Raw genomic sequence first — 16,090 nt, forward strand, 5'->3', positions numbered from 1 at the left:
GTTCATCTGCAAAAGCGCTAGCACAGCACATGTGGTTTGCACATGGCTTGCGTCTGGCGGTGCCAGTATCGCTCTGCTAAGAGCGGCCCATGCTACGGATCGAGAACATCACCTATTCGGTCGAAGGCCGCCCTCTGTTCGAGGGCGCCAGCGCCACCATTCCCGAAGGCCACAAGGTGGGTCTGGTCGGCCGCAACGGTACCGGCAAGACCACTCTGTTCCGCCTGATCCGGGGCGAGTTGGCGTTGGAATCGGGCAGCATCACCCTGCCCCGCCGCGCGCGGATCGGCGGTGTGTCACAAGAGGTGCCCTCGTCCAACGTGTCGCTGATCGACACGGTCCTGGCCGCCGACACCGAGCGCAGCGCCCTGATGGCCGAAGCGCAGGAGGCCGCCGACCCCGACCGGATTGCCGAGATTCAGACCCGGCTGGCCGATATCGATGCCTGGTCGGCCGAGGCCCGCGCGGCCACGATCCTCAAGGGGTTGGGCTTTGACGATGCAGATCAGCAGCGGCCCTGTTCCGATTTCTCGGGCGGCTGGCGGATGCGGGTCGCTCTGGCGGCGGTTCTTTTCTCGCAGCCCGACCTGCTGCTTCTGGACGAACCGACCAACTATCTGGACCTTGAAGGCGCGCTGTGGCTGGAAAGCTATCTGGCGAAATATCCGCATACGGTCATCGTCATCAGCCACGACCGGGGCCTGCTGAACCGGGCGGTCGGCTCGATCCTGCATCTGGAAGACCGCCAGCTGACCTATTACGCGGTGCCCTACGACAAGTTCGCCGAACGCCGCGCCGAACGTCTGGCTCAGGCCGAGGCCGAAAACGCCAAGGCCAAGGCCCGCATCGCCCATCTGCAAAGCTTCGTTGACCGGTTCCGCTACAAGGCGTCCAAGGCCGTTCAGGCACAATCGCGGCTGAAGATGATCGAACGGATCCAGTTGATCTCGACCCCGCAGGAGGCCGCCTTGCGCGCCTTCTCGTTCCCCGAGCCCGAGGAACTGTCGCCGCCGATCATTCAGATTGAGGGCGGCGTCACCGGCTATGGCGACACCGAGGTGCTGCGCCGGCTGAACCTGCGCATTGATCAGGACGACCGGATCGCGCTGTTGGGGAAGAATGGTCAGGGCAAATCGACCCTGTCCAAGCTGCTGTCGGACCGGCTGCCGCTGATGGCGGGCAAGATGACCCGCAGCAGCAAGCTGCGCATCGGGTATTTCGCCCAGCATCAGGTGGACGAGCTGCATGTGGACGAAACACCGCTGGATCACCTGCGGCGCCTGCGCCCGACCGAGACCCCGGCCCAGCTGCGCGCGCGTCTGGCCGGTTTCGGGTTGGGCGCGGATCAGGCCGAAACCGAGGTGGGCCGGCTTTCAGGCGGCCAGAAAGCGCGCCTGTCGCTGCTGATCGCGACGATCGACGCGCCGCACATGCTGATCCTCGACGAGCCGACCAATCATCTGGACATCGAAAGCCGCGAGGCCCTGGTCGAGGCGCTGACTGCCTATTCCGGTGCTGTGGTTCTGGTCAGCCACGACATGCACCTGCTGGGGCTGGTGGCCGATCGGCTGTGGTTGGTCTCGGACGGCACGGTCAAACCCTTTGACGGCGACCTGGAAGCCTATCGCCAGATGCTGCTGGCGCGCGACAAACCACCGGCCCGGGAAAAACCGGCCGCCAAACCCAAACGCGCCTCTCGCGATACCATTCTCGCGCTACGGGCCGACCTGCGGAAATGCGAGGAACGGCTGGAGAAATTGACGGACATGCACGAAAAGCTCTCGGCCAAATTGTCCGACCCGGCCTTGTACGAAGATGACCGGATCGCTGATCTGGAAACCTGGAACCGAAAATTCGCCGAGGTGGTCGAGGCCATGTCCCGCGCCGAGGCGCTGTGGGTCGCCGCCGCCGAGCGGCTGGAAAGCGCAGAGGCCGCCGCATGATCGAAATGGCATTCTTCATAACCGCGTTCACAACCCTGTTCGTTGTGATCGATCCCTTTGGCACCGCACCGATCTTCGTCGCGCTGACACAAGGAATGGACCCGGCCACCCGTCGCCGCGTCGCCTACCGCACGTGCCTGACCGCTTCGGGCATCCTTATCGCCTTCGCCGCTTTCGGAGAGGCGGTTCTCGGCTTTGTCGGCATCTCGATGGAGGCTTTCAAGGTCGCTGGCGGCGCATTGCTGTTTCTGACCGCGCTCGACATGCTGTTCGAGCGGCGCAACAAGCGGCGCGAGGACCGAGCGGAAGAAGAAGAGCACCCTGACCCCTCGGTCTTTCCACTGGCCATTCCGCTGGTGGCCGGGCCCGGATCGATCGCAACGATCATCCTGCTGGCCGGTGAGCACCCCGGCATTCAGGGCATCGCTGCCGCTGTCGGCGTGATGCTTGCCGTGATGGCGGTTGTATTGCTGTTCTTCTTGTCCAGCGGCCTGATCGCGCGCATTCTGGGCAAGACCGGCCTGACCGTGCTGACCCGCCTTCTGGGCATGTTGCTGGCCGCGCTGTCGGTTCAGTTCATTCTTGACGGGCTCAAGGCCTTTGGGTTCGCGTCCTGAAACCCCATATTGACCTTATGAAAGAAGGTTTCGGGTGCCCGCATGGATGGTAACGATTTTGGACGGTTGGCCTATCTGGTTCTGCTGGGAGCCGCACTGCTGATGTGGTTCTTCACTCACAATCGGCAGTCGTTGGGGAAGACCCTGCAGATGGCCATGGCCTGGGTCTTCATCTTCATCGGGATCATTGCCGTTGTCGGCCTTTGGGGCGACATCCGCTCGACCGTTGGCGTATCTCCGCAGATGTCCGTGACCGGAGATGTGATCGAAGTACCCCGCTCGTTCGACGGGCACTACTACTTGCCGATGCTGGTGAATGGCAAACCGGTGACATTCCTGGTGGATACCGGGGCCAGCCAGATCGTGCTGAGCCCGCAGGACGCGGAGCGCGTCGGATTCGATACCGGTCAGCTGACCTTTCACGGGCGTGCCTCGACCGCAAATGGGGTGGTCCAGACTGCGCCTGTGCGCCTCGACAGCCTGGCGTTGGGGCCCATCACGGACCGAAATGTTGCGGCATGGATCAACGGAGGAGATCTGGACCAGTCCCTGCTGGGCATGGATTACCTGCACCGTTTTTCCAACATCCAGTTTTCTGACGGCCGGATGATCCTGTCGCGCTGAATGGCGGCTTTCGGGATTGAGGACAAAATAGGAACATGCTAACTTTCGGCCATGTCTACGCATCTTCTTGGCCGCAAACTGGCGCGCGCGGCGCCGGGGCTGACCCTGCATGATGAGATTTCACTGCAACTGGCCCGCGTGCACGAGGCCTGCGGCCCCGCGCGGCGCAGCTTTGCCATGTGGCTGGCCGGTCAGGCGCAGGGGCCGGTTCTGTGGATCTCGCCCGCGTGGGAGGCCGATCAGCTGAACCCCGACGGCATGATGCCTTTTGCCGATCCCGCCCGGTTCCTGTTCGTCCGCCCCACCCGGGCCGAGGACCTGCTGTGGTGCATCGAAGAGGCGCTGCGCAGCGGGGCGGTGCCGCTGGTGGTCGGCGATCTGCCGGGGGCACCGGGCCTGACGCCGGTGCGCCGGATGCATCTGGCCGCCGAACAGGGGGGCACGATGGGTCAGGCCCCGCTGGGGCTGCTGCTGACCCCGGGCGACGGCGGCGCGCAGGGGATCGAGACGCGCTGGCACATGGCCCCGGCGCACACGGGCCAGACCCGCCGCTGGACCCTGACCCGCCGCCGCGCCCGCGCCCTGCCCCTGGTCAGCTGGCACGCCACCCAGACCGCGCCGCGCGCCGGGCTGCACCTACAACGGATCGGCGCCGAGGAAACCTGCGCCTGACCGAACGGCCCCGGATCACGCAAGTTGTGACTGGTCAAACCGCATCCCGCCCCCTAGCGTGCCGAAATGACCCACCCGATCCACGACAGCCGCTATTCCTGGCTTCGCCTTCTGGTCACGCTGGCCATCGCGGCGGTGGCCAATGTGGGCATGTGGGCGGTGATCGTGGTGATGCCCGCGATCGAGACCCAGTTCGGCGCCAGCCGGGCCGAGGCCTCGATGCCCTATACGCTGGCCATGATCGGATTTGCGCTTGGCAACATGTGGCTGGGTCAGGTGGTGGACCGGCTGGGCGTGACCAAGGCGCTGATCGGTGCCGCAGGCCTCAGCGCGCTCAGCTATCTGCTGGCGACATGGGCGCCGACGATCACGATGCTGTCGGTGGCGCATCTGCTGCTGGGCCTGGGCACCGCCGTCGGGTTCGGCCCGCTGATCGCCGACATATCACACTGGTTCCTGCGCCGACGCGGGATCGCCGTGGCGCTGGTGGCCAGCGGAAACTACCTGTCCGGCGCGATCTGGCCCACGCTCCTGTCCGGTATCCTTGCCCGCGACGGGTGGCAGCAGGTCTATCTGACATTGGCGGTCATCACCCTGATCGTGGTTATCCCGCTGTCGCTGCTGCTGCGCCGGCAGGTCCCGGCCGAGGCGCATGGCACCGCCGCAGCCGCCGCGCAGATCAACGCGCGCAGCGTCGGCCTGTCGCCGCGGACCCTGCAATATGTGCTGGGCCTCGCCGGAATCGGCTGCTGCGTCGCCATGTCGATGCCGCAGGTCCACATCGTCTCGTACTGCGTGGGGCTGGGTTATGGCCCGGCGGTCGGGGCCGAGATGCTGTCGCTCATGCTGATGGGCGGTGTCGTCAGCCGGATCATCTCGGGGCTGGTCGCAGACAAGTTGGGCGGCGTTCACACGTTGCTGATCGGGTCGATCCTGCAATGCATCGCCCTGTTCCTGTTCCTGCCTTATGACGGGATGGTGTCGCTCTATGTCATCAGCCTGTTGTTCGGACTGGCGCAGGGCGGCATCGTGCCCAGCTATGCGCTGGTGGTGCGCGAATACATGCCCCCGCAAGAGGCCGGCGCGCGCGTCGGGTTCGTGATGATGATGACCATCCTGGGCATGGCGCTGGGCGGCTGGATGTCGGGCTGGATCTATGACGTGACCGGGCAGTACACACTGGCCTTCGTGAACGGCATCCTGTGGAACGGGCTGAACATCGCCATCATCCTGACGTTGCTGCACCGGTCCCGCCCGCGCCGGCAGCAGGCCGTGGCATGACCCGGTTGCGCCGCCGAGACTTGGTGGCCGCCCTCGCGGCGTTGATGGTCACGACCCCGACCCTCGCCGCACCCGTTCCCTACGCGCTTGCCCGCTCGAAAACCTTGATCGCCTTCACGTTCCAGCTGTCGGGCACGCCGCAGACCGGCACCATGCCGATCCGGACGGCGGACGTATGGGTAGACACGCGCCGCCTGCAGAACAGCCGCGCCACGGTCGTTCTGGACGTGACGCGGGCCGAAACCCGCCTGCCCTTCGCGCGCGAACCGATGCTGAGCCCCGAGGTACTGGACGCTGCCCGTTTTCCGACGATCCAGTTCCGCTCGACCCGCATCCGCCTGGGCCGGGGTGGACGCATCTCTGACGGCGCCACCATCACCGGAGATCTGACCGTTCGTGACGTCACCCGCCCGATCTCCCTGCAGGCCGCGCTGTATCGTCCGCCCGGCACGGCACCGGACGAACTCGACCGTCTGTCGATTCACCTGACGGGGGCGCTGAACCGGCACGACTTCGAGGCTTCGGGCCATGCCGATCTGGTCGGACCGATGGTCGGGCTGGATATTCGCGCGGAAATCGAAAGAAAAACCTGAGGCGGGCGGAAAACGACATCGGCGCGTCGAATAGGCGCGCGCATCGCGGACAGATAGGCTCAAACAGGGACATCATGCGCACGATCATTTCATTTGCCGCCCTTTTCCTGTCGGTCGTTCTTTTGCAGCTTTCCACCGGTGGCGTCGGCCCGCTGGATGCCATTTCCGGCCTGACGCTCGAGTTCTCGACCGAACAGATCGGCCTGTTGGGCTCGGCCCATTTCCTGGGGTTCTTCGTGGGCTGCTGGTGGGCACCGCGCCTGATGGGCAGCGTTGGTCATTCGCGCGCCTTCGCGGCCTGCACCGCACTGGGCGCGATGGGGCTGATCGGCCACACGCTGACCGAAAACCCCTATGCCTGGGCGGCCATGCGGGTCGCCTCGGGCCTGTGCGTCGCCGGGTGCTATACCGTCATCGAGGCGTGGCTGAACGACAAGGTGACCAACGAAACCCGCGGCCGCGCGATGGGCACCTATCGGATCGTTGACATGGGCGCATCGCTCAGCGCGCAGCTGATCATCGCGGTGCTGCCGCCGGCCTCGTATGTCTCGTACAACCTGTTGGCCATCCTGTGCTGTGCGTCGCTGCTGCCGCTGACCCTGACCCGCGCCAGCCAGCCGAAAACGCCCGAGGCCCCGCGCCTGCGTCCGAACCTGGCCTGGCAGTGCTCGCCTCTGGCGGTGGCCGGGGTGATCGTCTCGGCGCTCAGTTCGGCGTCGTTCCGCATGGTCGGGCCGGTCTATGGGCAAGGGGTCGGGCTGGGCGTCGACCAGATCGCCTTCTTCCTGGCGGCCTTCGTCCTGGGCGGCGCGCTGGCGCAATACCCGGTGGGCTGGCTGGCCGACAAATACGACCGGCGCTGGGTGCTGATCTGGATGTCCGTCGCCGCCGTCGCCAGCTGCGGCGTGACCATGGCCGCCAGCGGGACCGGTACCGTGGGCGTCATGCTGGCCGCCGGGCTGTTCGGCATCACCACCTTCCCGATTTTTTCGATCTCGTCCGCCCATGCCAACGACTTTGCCACCACCGAACAACGGGTGGAACTGTCGGCCGCGCTGATGTTCTGGTACGCGCTGGGGGCCATCGCCTCGCCCTTCGTGTCCTCCACGCTGATCGAGCAATTCGGCCCCGGCGCGCTGTTTGCCTTCGTGGCATTGGGCCACGCGGTCCTGATCATCTTTGGACTGGCCCGGATGCGCTCGCGCCCGACGCCCGAGGAACGCACCAACTACGTCTACGCGCCGCGCACGTCCTTCACCATCGGCCGCCTGCTGAAACGCTCGCGCGAAGGGCGATAGCATTCTGGGGCTGGGATTTCCCGATCCGGTTTGATAGAGCGCGCGCAGACAGTTAGGCGGAAACCAAACATGGCTCGGATTCTCATTACCTCGGCAATTCCCTACATCAACGGGATCAAGCACCTTGGCAACCTGATCGGCTCGCAGCTGCCGGCGGATCTGTTCGCGCGCTACCAGCGCGGCCGCGGAAACGAGGTCATGTTCTTGTGTGCCACCGACGAACACGGCACCCCGGCCGAACTGGCCGCCGCCAAGGCGGGCAAGCCGGTGGCCGAATACTGCGCCGAGATGCACGAGGTGCAGGCCGACATCGCCAAACGCTTTGGCCTCAGCTTCGATCACTTCGGCCGGTCGTCCAGCCCGCAGAACCACAAGCTGACCCAGCATTTCGCCGGCAAGCTGGCCGAGGCCGGGCTGATCCGCGAAGTGACCGAAAAGCAGGTCTATTCCAACGCCGACGGCCGTTTCCTACCCGACCGCTACATCGAAGGCACCTGCCCCAACTGCGGCTACGAAAAGGCGCGCGGCGACCAGTGCGAAAACTGCACCAAGCAGCTGGATCCGACCGACCTGATCGACCCGCGCAGCGCGATTTCCGGCTCGACCGACCTTGAGGTGCGCGAGACCAAGCACCTGTATCTGCGCCAGTCGGCGATGAAGGATCAGCTGGACGCCTGGATCGACAGCAAGACTGACTGGCCGGTGCTGACCACCTCGATCGCCAAGAAATGGCTGCATGACGGCGACGGCCTGCAGGACCGCGGCATCACCCGTGACCTGGACTGGGGCATCCCGGTCAAGAAGGGCGACGAGGACTGGCCCGGCATGGAGGGCAAGGTCTTCTACGTCTGGTTCGACGCGCCGGTCGAATACATCGCCTGCGCCAAGGAATGGGCCGACGCCCACGGCAAGCCGGATGCGGAATGGGAACGCTGGTGGCGCACCGACAAGGGCGCCGACGACGTGCGTTATGTGCAGTTCATGGGCAAGGACAACGTGCCGTTCCACACCCTGTCCTTCCCGGCCACCATCCTCGGCTCGGGTGAGCCGTGGAAGCTGGTCGATCACCTGAAGTCGTTCAACTATCTGAACTATGACGGCGGACAGTTCTCGACCAGCCAGGGCCGCGGCGTCTTCATGGACCAGGCGCTGGACATCCTGCCCGCCGACTACTGGCGCTGGTGGCTGCTGAGCCATGCGCCCGAAAGCAGCGACAGCGAATTCACCTGGGAGAACTTCCAGCAATCGGTCAACAAGGACCTGGCGGACGTGTTGGGCAATTTCGTCAGCCGGATCACCAAGTTCTGCCGCTCGAAATTCGGTGAAGAGGTTCCGTCCGGTGGCGAATACGGTGAACGCGAACAGGCGCTGATCGAGGAACTGACCAAGCGCATTCGCGCCTACGAGGCGCACATGGAGGCGATGGAGGTCCGCAAATCGGCGCAGGAACTGCGTGCGATCTGGGTTGCGGGCAACGAATACCTGCAGGCCGCTGCGCCTTGGTCCACCTTCAAAGAAGACCCGGAACAGGCCGCCGCGCAGGTGCGGCTGGGCCTGAACCTGATCCGGCTTTATGCAGTACTCAGCGCGCCGTTCATCCCTGAAACTTCGGCCAGAATGCTGAGCGCGATGAACACGCTCGATACCAGCTGGCCCGAGGACGTGGAGGCCGCGCTGAGCGCCCTGCCCGCCGGACACGCGTTCACGGTGCCGGACGTTCTGTTCGCCAAGATCACCGACGAACAGCGCGAAGATTGGCAAACACGCTTTGCCGGAGTGCGGAGCTGAGTACAGCAAGGGGGCCGGCGGCCCCCTTTTTTTCAGCCAACTGACCCGACCGATCCGATGAAATCGTCGGACGAAATTGGTTCGACGGCCGAGACATCCCCGGACAGGGTTCGAGCGTTTAAAATTCAAATACTTGAGAATTTTCAACAATGCCTCCATCCTGACTTGGAGTTTAGTCGACTCGGGCTTCAGGAACGGTCCGGCTCGACCCAAATCCCGGTTTGAATGAGGCACTCGCAATGACCGTTGAAAAGACGCTTACCCACACGACCAGCAATCGAACGCTCTCGCGTCTCGGCCTTTGCGCGACACTGCTGGCATGCCTTGCGTTTACACCGGTCGCATTTGCCCAGGATCAGTCGGATGCACCGCCGCCCAAGGTTTCGATTGCGGCCGCATACACACAGGAAATCACCGAGGAGGCTGTTTTCATCGGGCGGGCCGAAGCCACGGACAACGTGGACATCATCGCACGGGTCAGCGGTTTCCTGGAAAGCCGGAATGTCGAAGAAGGCTCGTTGGTCAACGAGGGTGATCTGCTGTTTACCATTGAGCCCGACCTGTACCAGGCCACGCTGGACGCCCGAAAAGCGGATCTTGATCGGGCCGAAGCCAATCTGGAACTGGCCAAGGTCGACCTGGCCCGCAAGGAAGAACTGTACAGGCGCGACGCAACGCCGGAATCCGAGCGCGACATTGCCCGCGCGAACGAGTTGGTCGCCGAAGCCGAAGTCAAAGCGGCCAACGCAGCCATTCAACAGGCGCAGCTTGATCTGGACTACACGCAGATCCACGCGCCGTTTTCCGGCCGGATCGGTCGGATCAGCACCAGCGTCGGCGACGTGGTCGGCCCCAACACGGAACCGCTGGTCAACCTGATCAGCGAAGCGCCGATCTACGTGAATTTCTCGTTGAATGAAAAGCAGTTCACCTCCGTTCTTCAGACCGTCGGTGAGACCGCCTCCACCCTTGCTGAGAGCAACAAGAGCCCGGTTGTCCGGCTTACGCTGCCCAATGGTACCGAGCTGGAAGAAACCGGCAAGATCGTGTTCGTGGACAACCGGATCGACCCGTTGACCGGCGCGATCACCCTGCGCGCCGAGTTTGCAAACGACAAACGTCTGATCGTGGATGGCGCCTTTCTGAACGTTCACATCGAAGCGCTTGAACCCACGCTTGAAGTGCTGATCCCTCAAGCTGCCCTGCAGCGAGATCAACGCGGAGAGTTTGTGCTGGTCGTCAACGACAAGCAGATGGTCGAACAGCGCTACATCACGACCGGCGACACGGTCGGTTCTGCCGTGATCGTCAAGGAAGGTCTGCGCGAGGGCGAAAGCGTCATCGTGGAAGGGCTGCAAAGGGTGCGCCCGGGTGTTGCCGTTGACGCCGTTGTCGCCTCTGAACAGCCGGGAGAATAACTGATGTTTTCCGCCCTGTTCATCAGCCGGCCCAAGCTGGCACTTGTGATCTCGCTTGTGCTGACAATCATGGGGGCGATCGGCTACATGGTCCTGCCGGTTGCCCAATTCCCGGACATTACCCCGCCGGTGGTCAGCGTCACGACGACGTACACTGGCGCTAACGCCGAAACCGTTGAAAACACGGTTGCCGCGCCGATCGAAGCGCAGGTCAACGGCGTGGATGACATGATCTACATGACGTCCACATCCTCGGACAACGGCTCGTATTCGCTGAACATCACGTTCGAGGTGGGCACCGACCCCGACATCGCATCGGTCAATGTGCAGAACCGTGTGGCGCAGGCCATGTCCTCGCTGCCGACCGAAGTCACCTCGTCGGGGGTGGTGACGCAGAAAGCGTCGACCAACATGCTGTTGCTGGTCACCCTGACCTCGCCCAACGGCACCTATGACAGCGTGTTCCTGTCGAACTACGCGTCGATCAACCTCAAGGATGCGCTGGCACGGGTGCAGGGCGTGGGCAAGGCCGACGTTCTGACCAACCTGGAATACGCGATGCGGATCTGGATGGATCCCGACAAGATGGCCGCCCTTTCCATCACGCCGGGTGACGTGATCTCGGCCATTCGCGAACAGAACATCGAGGTTTCCGCTGGCTCGATCGGCGCCCCGCCGGTGCCTGAAGGCCAGACCTTTCAGTACACGATCAAGACCAAAGGCCGCCTGACATCGGCCAAAGAGTTTGGCGATATCGTCATTCGGACCGGCGATGCTGGGTCCATCGTGCGGGTCCGTGACATCGCGCGCGTCGAACTGGGGGCGGAATATTATGCCGCATCAGGCTATTTTCAGGCCGTTCCGGCGACGGTAATCGGCATCTACCAAGCGCCGGGCGCCAACGCGCTGGCCGTGTCCGACCGCGTCGAAGCCGAACTGGAGCGTCTTTCACGGTCGTTCCCGACCGATGTGGAGTATGCGGTTCCGTTCAATACTACGGACTTCGTCGAACAGTCGCTGAACGACGTGGTGTCGACGCTGATCCTGACCTTCATTCTGGTGATCTCGGTCGTGTTCATCTTCTTGGGCAGTTGGCGGGCGACCATCATTCCGGCCGTGGCGATTCCGGTCTCATTGATCGGGACATTTGCGTTCCTGCTGCTGTTCGGGATGTCGCTGAACACAATCTCGCTTTTTGCACTCGTGCTGGCCATCGGGATCGTGGTTGACGACGCGATTGTGGTCGTCGAGAACGTGGAACGGATCATCGCCGAGGAAGGCCTGCCGCCGGCTGAGGCGACCCGCAAGGCCATGGGGCAGATTACTGGCCCCGTCATTGCGACAACTCTGGTTCTGCTGGCCGTCTTCGTCCCCGTGACCTTCATGCCCGGTATCTCGGGGCGGCTGTATTCACAGTTCGCGGTTACGATCTCGACCGCCGTCGTCATCTCGTCCATCAATGCGCTGACCTTGTCGCCAGCGCTGTGCGGTTTGGTCCTTCAGGCGCGTTCAGGCCCGCCCAAGGGTCTGCTGGCGGTGTTCGAGAAATTCATCGGGACGATGCGCGCAGGTTATGTGTCCATCGTGCGCAAGCTGCTGATCGTCCCCGTGGTCTCGCTCGGGATCATCGCGGGCTTTGCCTTTGGCGGCGTGACTATCATGTCGAACACCTCCAGCGGGTTCCTGCCGCTTGAAGACAACGGCTATCTTTTCGTGGACATCCAATTGCCCGACGCGGCCACACTGGAGAGAACCGAGGCGGTATCCAAACGCGTGGATGACCAGATCCGCGAGATCCCGGGCGTGGCGAATACCGTTCTGATCAACGGTTTCTCACTGCTGAACGGAACCATCACCAACGGTGCGGCAGTGTTCGTCAACCTCGACAACTGGGACGAACGGCAAGACGAGGATCTGACGGCGGACGCCATCCTGCAGAAGGTACTGGCCATCGCCAACGGCGAATCCGCCGCCTCGATCGTCGCATTCAACCCGCCGCCGATCCAAGGTCTTGGCATGTCGGCGGGCGTCGAAATGGAGGTTCAGCAAACCGGAGGCGGCTCGCCGCAGGATCTGGCCTCGGCCGTGGGATCCTTTGTCTACGCGGCCAACCAGCGGCCTGAAATCGGCCAAGCCTACACGACTTTCCGGGCCAACGTCCCGCAGCTGTTCGTGGATCTGGATCGGGAAAAGGCAAAAACTCTGAACGTATCGGTCGCCGAAATCTTCCAGACCATGCAGGCTCAGCTTGGCTCGTACTATGTGAACGACTTCAACTTGTTCGGTCGCGTCTATCGCGTGATGATCCAAGCCGAAGGGTCGTATCGTGACAATGTCGAGGACATCTCGAACCTGTACGTCCGCTCGAACACCGGTGAGATGGTCCCGCTGGGAACGCTCATCGACGTCGAAAACGTGCTTGGCCCGGTTCTGTTGAAACGCCACAACCTGTTCCGTTCCGCGACGGTGACGGCGGTTCCGGCAGAGGGTCTGTCGACCGGTGACGCAATCACCGTGATGACAGAAGAGTCGGCGACCGCCCTGCCCCCGGGATATGCCTTTGAATGGACCGGAACCGCCCAACAACAGCTGGCATCCGGCGGGCTGGTCGTGGTGATCCTGGGGCTGGCGATCCTATTCGGGTATTTGTTCCTGGTCGGACAATACGAAAGCTGGACGATGCCGGTCTCGATCCTGCTGTCGGTGATCGTAGCCCTGTTCGGCGCGGTTGCGGCGGTGGCGATCGTGGGCAGTGACATCAACCTGTACACGCAGATCGGGATGATCATGCTGGTGGGGCTTGCGTCAAAGAACGGTATCCTGATCGTGGAATTCGCGATGGAGCAGAGGGCCAAGGGTCTGTCTGTCAAGGACGCTGCCGCCGAGGCCGCGCATCAGCGTTTCCGGGCCGTCATGATGACCGCGCTGTCCTTCCTGCTGGGCGTTGTGCCCCTGCTGGCAGCCAGCGGTGCTGGTGCCGCCAGCCAGAAGGCGATTGGTGTGGCCGTATTTGGCGGGATGCTCGCCGCGACCCTGTTCGGGGTGATCCTGGTGCCGGTCCTCTATGCGGTGATGCAGAGCATGCGAGAGTGGATCAAGGGCACGAACAAGGATCCCGACCCCTCCGAAAAGGCGGCCTGACCGAGAAAAAAGAAACGCCCCGCGACATCCGCGGGGCGTTTTTCTTTGGTGGGTAATTAAGCGGTTTTCCGTTGTTGCTGACGACGCTTCTGCATCCAGGCCTCGATCTGCTCAACCTGCTCGGGTTTCAGGCGCAGTCCCAGTTTGTTTCGACGCCAGATCACATCCTGCGCTGTACGGGCATATTCCTTGTCGATCAGCCATTCGAGCTCACGCTCGGTCAGGGTCGCGCCAAAATCGACGCCCAGATCATCGGCCTGGACCGCGTTCCCGAGGATGATGCGTGCTTCGGTTCCGTACGCATGTACCAGACGGTGCGCCCATTTGTCGGTGAGGAACCCGTAGTCGGCCTTCAACCCGGCAACCAATGCCTCTACCCCGTCGACCGGGAAATCCCCGCCCGGCAGAGCAACTCCCGCAGTCCAAGGGCCAGACAGGTCTGGGAAGTGCTCGGCCACCTTCTCCATCGCGCTTTCGGCAAGGCGGCGAAAGGTTGTGATCTTGCCACCAAACACGTTGAGGACCGGCGCACCTCCCTCGGCGTCCACTTTCAATGTGTAGTCCCGCGTGGCGGCCGTGGCGCTTTGCGCGCCATCATCATACAGCGGGCGAACACCGGAATAGGTCCAGACAATTTCGTCACGCGAGACCGGCTTCTTGAAGTATTTGGACGCGAAGGCGCACAGATAATCCTGCTCGGCCTCGGTGCAGACGGGCGGCTCGGACGGATCGGGGTGGTCCTGATCAGTGGTCCCGATCAGAGTGAAGTCCTGCTCATAGGGAATGGCGAAGATGATGCGCCCGTCCTCACCTTGGAAGAAGTAGCATTTATCATGGTCGTAGAGGCGCGGCGTCACGATATGGCTGCCGCGCACCAGCCGCACGCCCTCGCGTGAGTTCGAACGGATCTTGGTCCGGATGATGTCTCCAACCCACGGCCCGCCCGCATTGATCAGCATCCGCGCGCGCAGTTCACGGGTTTCGCCGCTTTCGCAATCCTGCACGGTGATCCGCCAGACATCTTCGCTGCGTTCGGCCGACAGAACCTTGGTGCCCACCAAGATCCGCGCGCCGCGTGCCTCTGCATCGCGTGCGTTCAAGATCACCAGCCTTGAATCCTCGACCCAGCAATCGGAATACTCATACGCGGTTTCGAACTTGTCCTTCAGCGGCGCACCCTCGGGCGCCGTGCGCAGGTTCAATGAACTTGTTCCCGGCAGGATCTTCCGGCCGCCCAGGTTGTCATACATGAACAGCCCCAAACGGATCAGCCAGGCAGGCCGCCGCCCCTTCATCCACGGCATGACCGCCCCCAACAGGCGCGACGTGGGCGTTTCAGAGTCAAACCGCATGTCCGGGTGATAAGGCAGAACGAACCGCATCGGCCAACTGATATGCGGCATGGCACGCAAAAGCGTTTCACGTTCGATCAGGGCCTCGCGGACCAGACGGAACTCGAAATACTCCAGATAGCGCAGCCCTCCGTGAAACAGCTTGGTCGAGGCTGACGAAGTGGCCGAGGCCAGATCGTTCATCTCGGCGAGCGTGACGCTCAACCCGCGCCCTGCGGCGTCGCGCGCGATGCCGCAGCCATTGATGCCGCCACCGATGATGAAAAGATCGGTGATCTGAGTGTCCGACTGTTCCATGGTCTGATGATTCCATTTGCAAAAGGGTCGCGCGCATTAACGCGACCGACACTCGTTTAGTCAATTTCGATTTTCGTTTTTATTCGCTTTGTCGCATCTCGTGCAACTTAATTGTCGTTCACTTCTATCTTCTTTGGCACCCAGTCAAGAAAACATAACGCTTGCGCTCGATGTACAAAAAGAACAAAAACGAACAGAGCCACACCCGCGGAGCCGAATATGTCCCTGTCCTTTCGCCAATCCGACATCCTGAGCCTTGCCAAGCAAAACGGACGTGTCGCGGTCGAGGATCTGGCCGAGCGGTTCAATGTCACCGTCCAGACCATTCGTCGGGACCTGTCGGAACTGTCCGATTCCGGGATGCTGGACCGCGTTCACGGCGGCGCGGTTCTGAGGTCGGGCGTTTCGAATATCGGTTACGAAGACCGCCGCGGACTGAACGACGAAGCCAAGAAACGCATTGCCAAACGGTGTGCCGCCGACATTCCGGACGGAGCATCGGTGTTCATGAATATCGGCACCTCGACCGAGGCCGTGGCGCGGCAACTTCTGACCCACAAGAACCTGATGGTCGTGACCAACAATATGAACGTGGCCAACATTCTGGTCGAAAACCCTGAATGCGAGATCGTGGTCGCTGGTGGTGTTCTGCGCCGATCAGATGGGGGCCTGATCGGAAATCTGACTGTCTCGACCATTCGTCAGTTCAAGTTTGACTACGCGGTCATAGGGTGTTCTGCGTTGGATAGCGAAGGCGATCTGCTGGATTTCGATTTTCAGGAAGTGAACGTCAGCCAGACAATCATCGCGCAGGCGCGGCATACCAGCCTTGTTGCAGACCACTCGAAGTTCCAGCGGTCGGCCCCGGCCCGCATCACGTCATTGTCCGAAATCGACACGTTCTACACAGACGCTCCCGTCACATCCGAACTGGCGGCGCGCTGCCGCGAATGGCAGACCCAATTGGCGGTGTGCGGCTAGGCTTCGCTCGCACTTAAGGCGAACGGACGATCCCAAAACTTGCCAGATGGCAGCGGGCCTGACAGTATCACCACCATTGCAATCG

At 62.6% G+C, this 16,090-nt stretch carries 12 protein-coding genes; 11 read left to right on the forward strand and 1 reads right to left on the reverse strand.

Annotated features, from left to right (window positions below; translation table 11 throughout):
• The first annotated feature begins 89 nt into the window (after positions 1 to 89).
• The 10 genes from ACR0BA_RS04675 to ACR0BA_RS04720 all read left to right on the forward strand — a co-directional run bounded on the left by ACR0BA_RS04675 (position 90) and on the right by ACR0BA_RS04720 (position 13,375).
• Positions 90 to 1,943, forward strand: coding sequence for an ABC-F family ATP-binding cassette domain-containing protein (locus ACR0BA_RS04675; RefSeq protein WP_170598025.1), 1,854 nt, complete (start codon positions 90 to 92; stop codon positions 1,941 to 1,943).
• Positions 1,940 to 2,560, forward strand: coding sequence for a MarC family protein (locus tag ACR0BA_RS04680; RefSeq protein WP_093961850.1), 621 nt, complete (start codon positions 1,940 to 1,942; stop codon positions 2,558 to 2,560). Before ACR0BA_RS04675 ends, ACR0BA_RS04680 begins: the two co-directional genes overlap by 4 nt.
• A gap of 42 nt (positions 2,561 to 2,602) precedes the next feature.
• Positions 2,603 to 3,184, forward strand: coding sequence for a retropepsin-like aspartic protease family protein (locus ACR0BA_RS04685; protein ID WP_170338984.1), 582 nt, complete (start codon positions 2,603 to 2,605; stop codon positions 3,182 to 3,184).
• A 51-nt stretch (positions 3,185 to 3,235) separates the two neighbouring features.
• The gene (locus ACR0BA_RS04690) at positions 3,236 to 3,856 is read left to right on the forward strand and encodes an ImuA family protein (RefSeq protein ID WP_480726677.1); all 621 of its coding nucleotides are present in this window, start codon (positions 3,236 to 3,238) and stop codon (positions 3,854 to 3,856) included.
• Positions 3,857 to 3,922: 66 nt separating this feature from the next.
• Positions 3,923 to 5,137: an MFS transporter gene (locus ACR0BA_RS04695; protein WP_480726679.1), complete on the forward strand. Its 1,215-nt coding sequence runs from the start codon at positions 3,923 to 3,925 to the stop codon at positions 5,135 to 5,137.
• Positions 5,134 to 5,730, forward strand: coding sequence for a YceI family protein (locus ACR0BA_RS04700; protein WP_480726680.1), 597 nt, complete (start codon positions 5,134 to 5,136; stop codon positions 5,728 to 5,730). The genes ACR0BA_RS04695 and ACR0BA_RS04700 overlap by 4 nt, the downstream gene beginning before the upstream one ends.
• Before the next feature lie 74 nt (positions 5,731 to 5,804).
• The gene (locus ACR0BA_RS04705) at positions 5,805 to 7,028 is read left to right on the forward strand and encodes an MFS transporter (RefSeq protein ID WP_480726681.1); all 1,224 of its coding nucleotides are present in this window, start codon (positions 5,805 to 5,807) and stop codon (positions 7,026 to 7,028) included.
• A 69-nt stretch (positions 7,029 to 7,097) separates the two neighbouring features.
• The gene (gene metG / locus ACR0BA_RS04710) at positions 7,098 to 8,816 is read left to right on the forward strand and encodes a methionine--tRNA ligase (protein ID WP_170366967.1); all 1,719 of its coding nucleotides are present in this window, start codon (positions 7,098 to 7,100) and stop codon (positions 8,814 to 8,816) included.
• Positions 8,817 to 9,055: 239 nt separating this feature from the next.
• The gene (locus ACR0BA_RS04715; protein ID WP_170339557.1) at positions 9,056 to 10,234 is read left to right on the forward strand and encodes an efflux RND transporter periplasmic adaptor subunit; all 1,179 of its coding nucleotides are present in this window, start codon (positions 9,056 to 9,058) and stop codon (positions 10,232 to 10,234) included.
• Between the two features lie 3 nt (positions 10,235 to 10,237).
• Entirely contained in the window at positions 10,238 to 13,375 is a 3,138-nt protein-coding gene (locus ACR0BA_RS04720) for an efflux RND transporter permease subunit (RefSeq protein WP_170357584.1), read from the forward strand.
• A 56-nt stretch (positions 13,376 to 13,431) separates the two neighbouring features.
• On the opposite strand, the gene glpD is transcribed toward ACR0BA_RS04720, so the two are convergent.
• Complete coding sequence (gene glpD / locus ACR0BA_RS04725; RefSeq protein ID WP_480726683.1) at positions 13,432 to 15,024, reverse strand: glycerol-3-phosphate dehydrogenase; 1,593 nt, start codon at positions 15,022 to 15,024, stop codon at positions 13,432 to 13,434.
• 219 nt (positions 15,025 to 15,243) lie between these two features.
• Between glpD and ACR0BA_RS04730 the strand changes: the two genes are divergently transcribed.
• Positions 15,244 to 16,005, forward strand: a complete 762-nt coding sequence (locus tag ACR0BA_RS04730) for a DeoR/GlpR family DNA-binding transcription regulator (RefSeq protein WP_170371205.1) — start codon at positions 15,244 to 15,246, stop codon at positions 16,003 to 16,005.
• Positions 16,006 to 16,090 lie beyond the last annotated feature (85 nt).

The sequence above is a fragment of the Ruegeria sp. CI5 genome (assembly GCF_056536885.1).

What these genes read in the sequence shown, in the direction of transcription:
- ACR0BA_RS04730 (WP_170371205.1), top strand. Translation starts at nt 15,244, where the DNA reads ATGTCCCTGTCCTTTCGCCAATCCGACATCCTGAGCCTTGCCAAGCAA.
- ACR0BA_RS04685 (WP_170338984.1), top strand. Translation starts at nt 2,603, where the DNA reads ATGGATGGTAACGATTTTGGACGGTTGGCCTATCTGGTTCTGCTGGGA.
- metG (WP_170366967.1), top strand. Translation starts at nt 7,098, where the DNA reads ATGGCTCGGATTCTCATTACCTCGGCAATTCCCTACATCAACGGGATC.
- ACR0BA_RS04675 (WP_170598025.1), top strand. Translation starts at nt 90, where the DNA reads ATGCTACGGATCGAGAACATCACCTATTCGGTCGAAGGCCGCCCTCTG.
- ACR0BA_RS04700 (WP_480726680.1), top strand. Translation starts at nt 5,134, where the DNA reads ATGACCCGGTTGCGCCGCCGAGACTTGGTGGCCGCCCTCGCGGCGTTG.
- ACR0BA_RS04695 (WP_480726679.1), top strand. Translation starts at nt 3,923, where the DNA reads ATGACCCACCCGATCCACGACAGCCGCTATTCCTGGCTTCGCCTTCTG.
- ACR0BA_RS04715 (WP_170339557.1), top strand. Translation starts at nt 9,056, where the DNA reads ATGACCGTTGAAAAGACGCTTACCCACACGACCAGCAATCGAACGCTC.
- ACR0BA_RS04680 (WP_093961850.1), top strand. Translation starts at nt 1,940, where the DNA reads ATGATCGAAATGGCATTCTTCATAACCGCGTTCACAACCCTGTTCGTT.
- ACR0BA_RS04720 (WP_170357584.1), top strand. Translation starts at nt 10,238, where the DNA reads ATGTTTTCCGCCCTGTTCATCAGCCGGCCCAAGCTGGCACTTGTGATC.
- ACR0BA_RS04690 (WP_480726677.1), top strand. Translation starts at nt 3,236, where the DNA reads ATGTCTACGCATCTTCTTGGCCGCAAACTGGCGCGCGCGGCGCCGGGG.
- glpD (WP_480726683.1), bottom strand. Translation starts at nt 15,024, where the DNA reads ATGGAACAGTCGGACACTCAGATCACCGATCTTTTCATCATCGGTGGC.
- ACR0BA_RS04705 (WP_480726681.1), top strand. Translation starts at nt 5,805, where the DNA reads ATGCGCACGATCATTTCATTTGCCGCCCTTTTCCTGTCGGTCGTTCTT.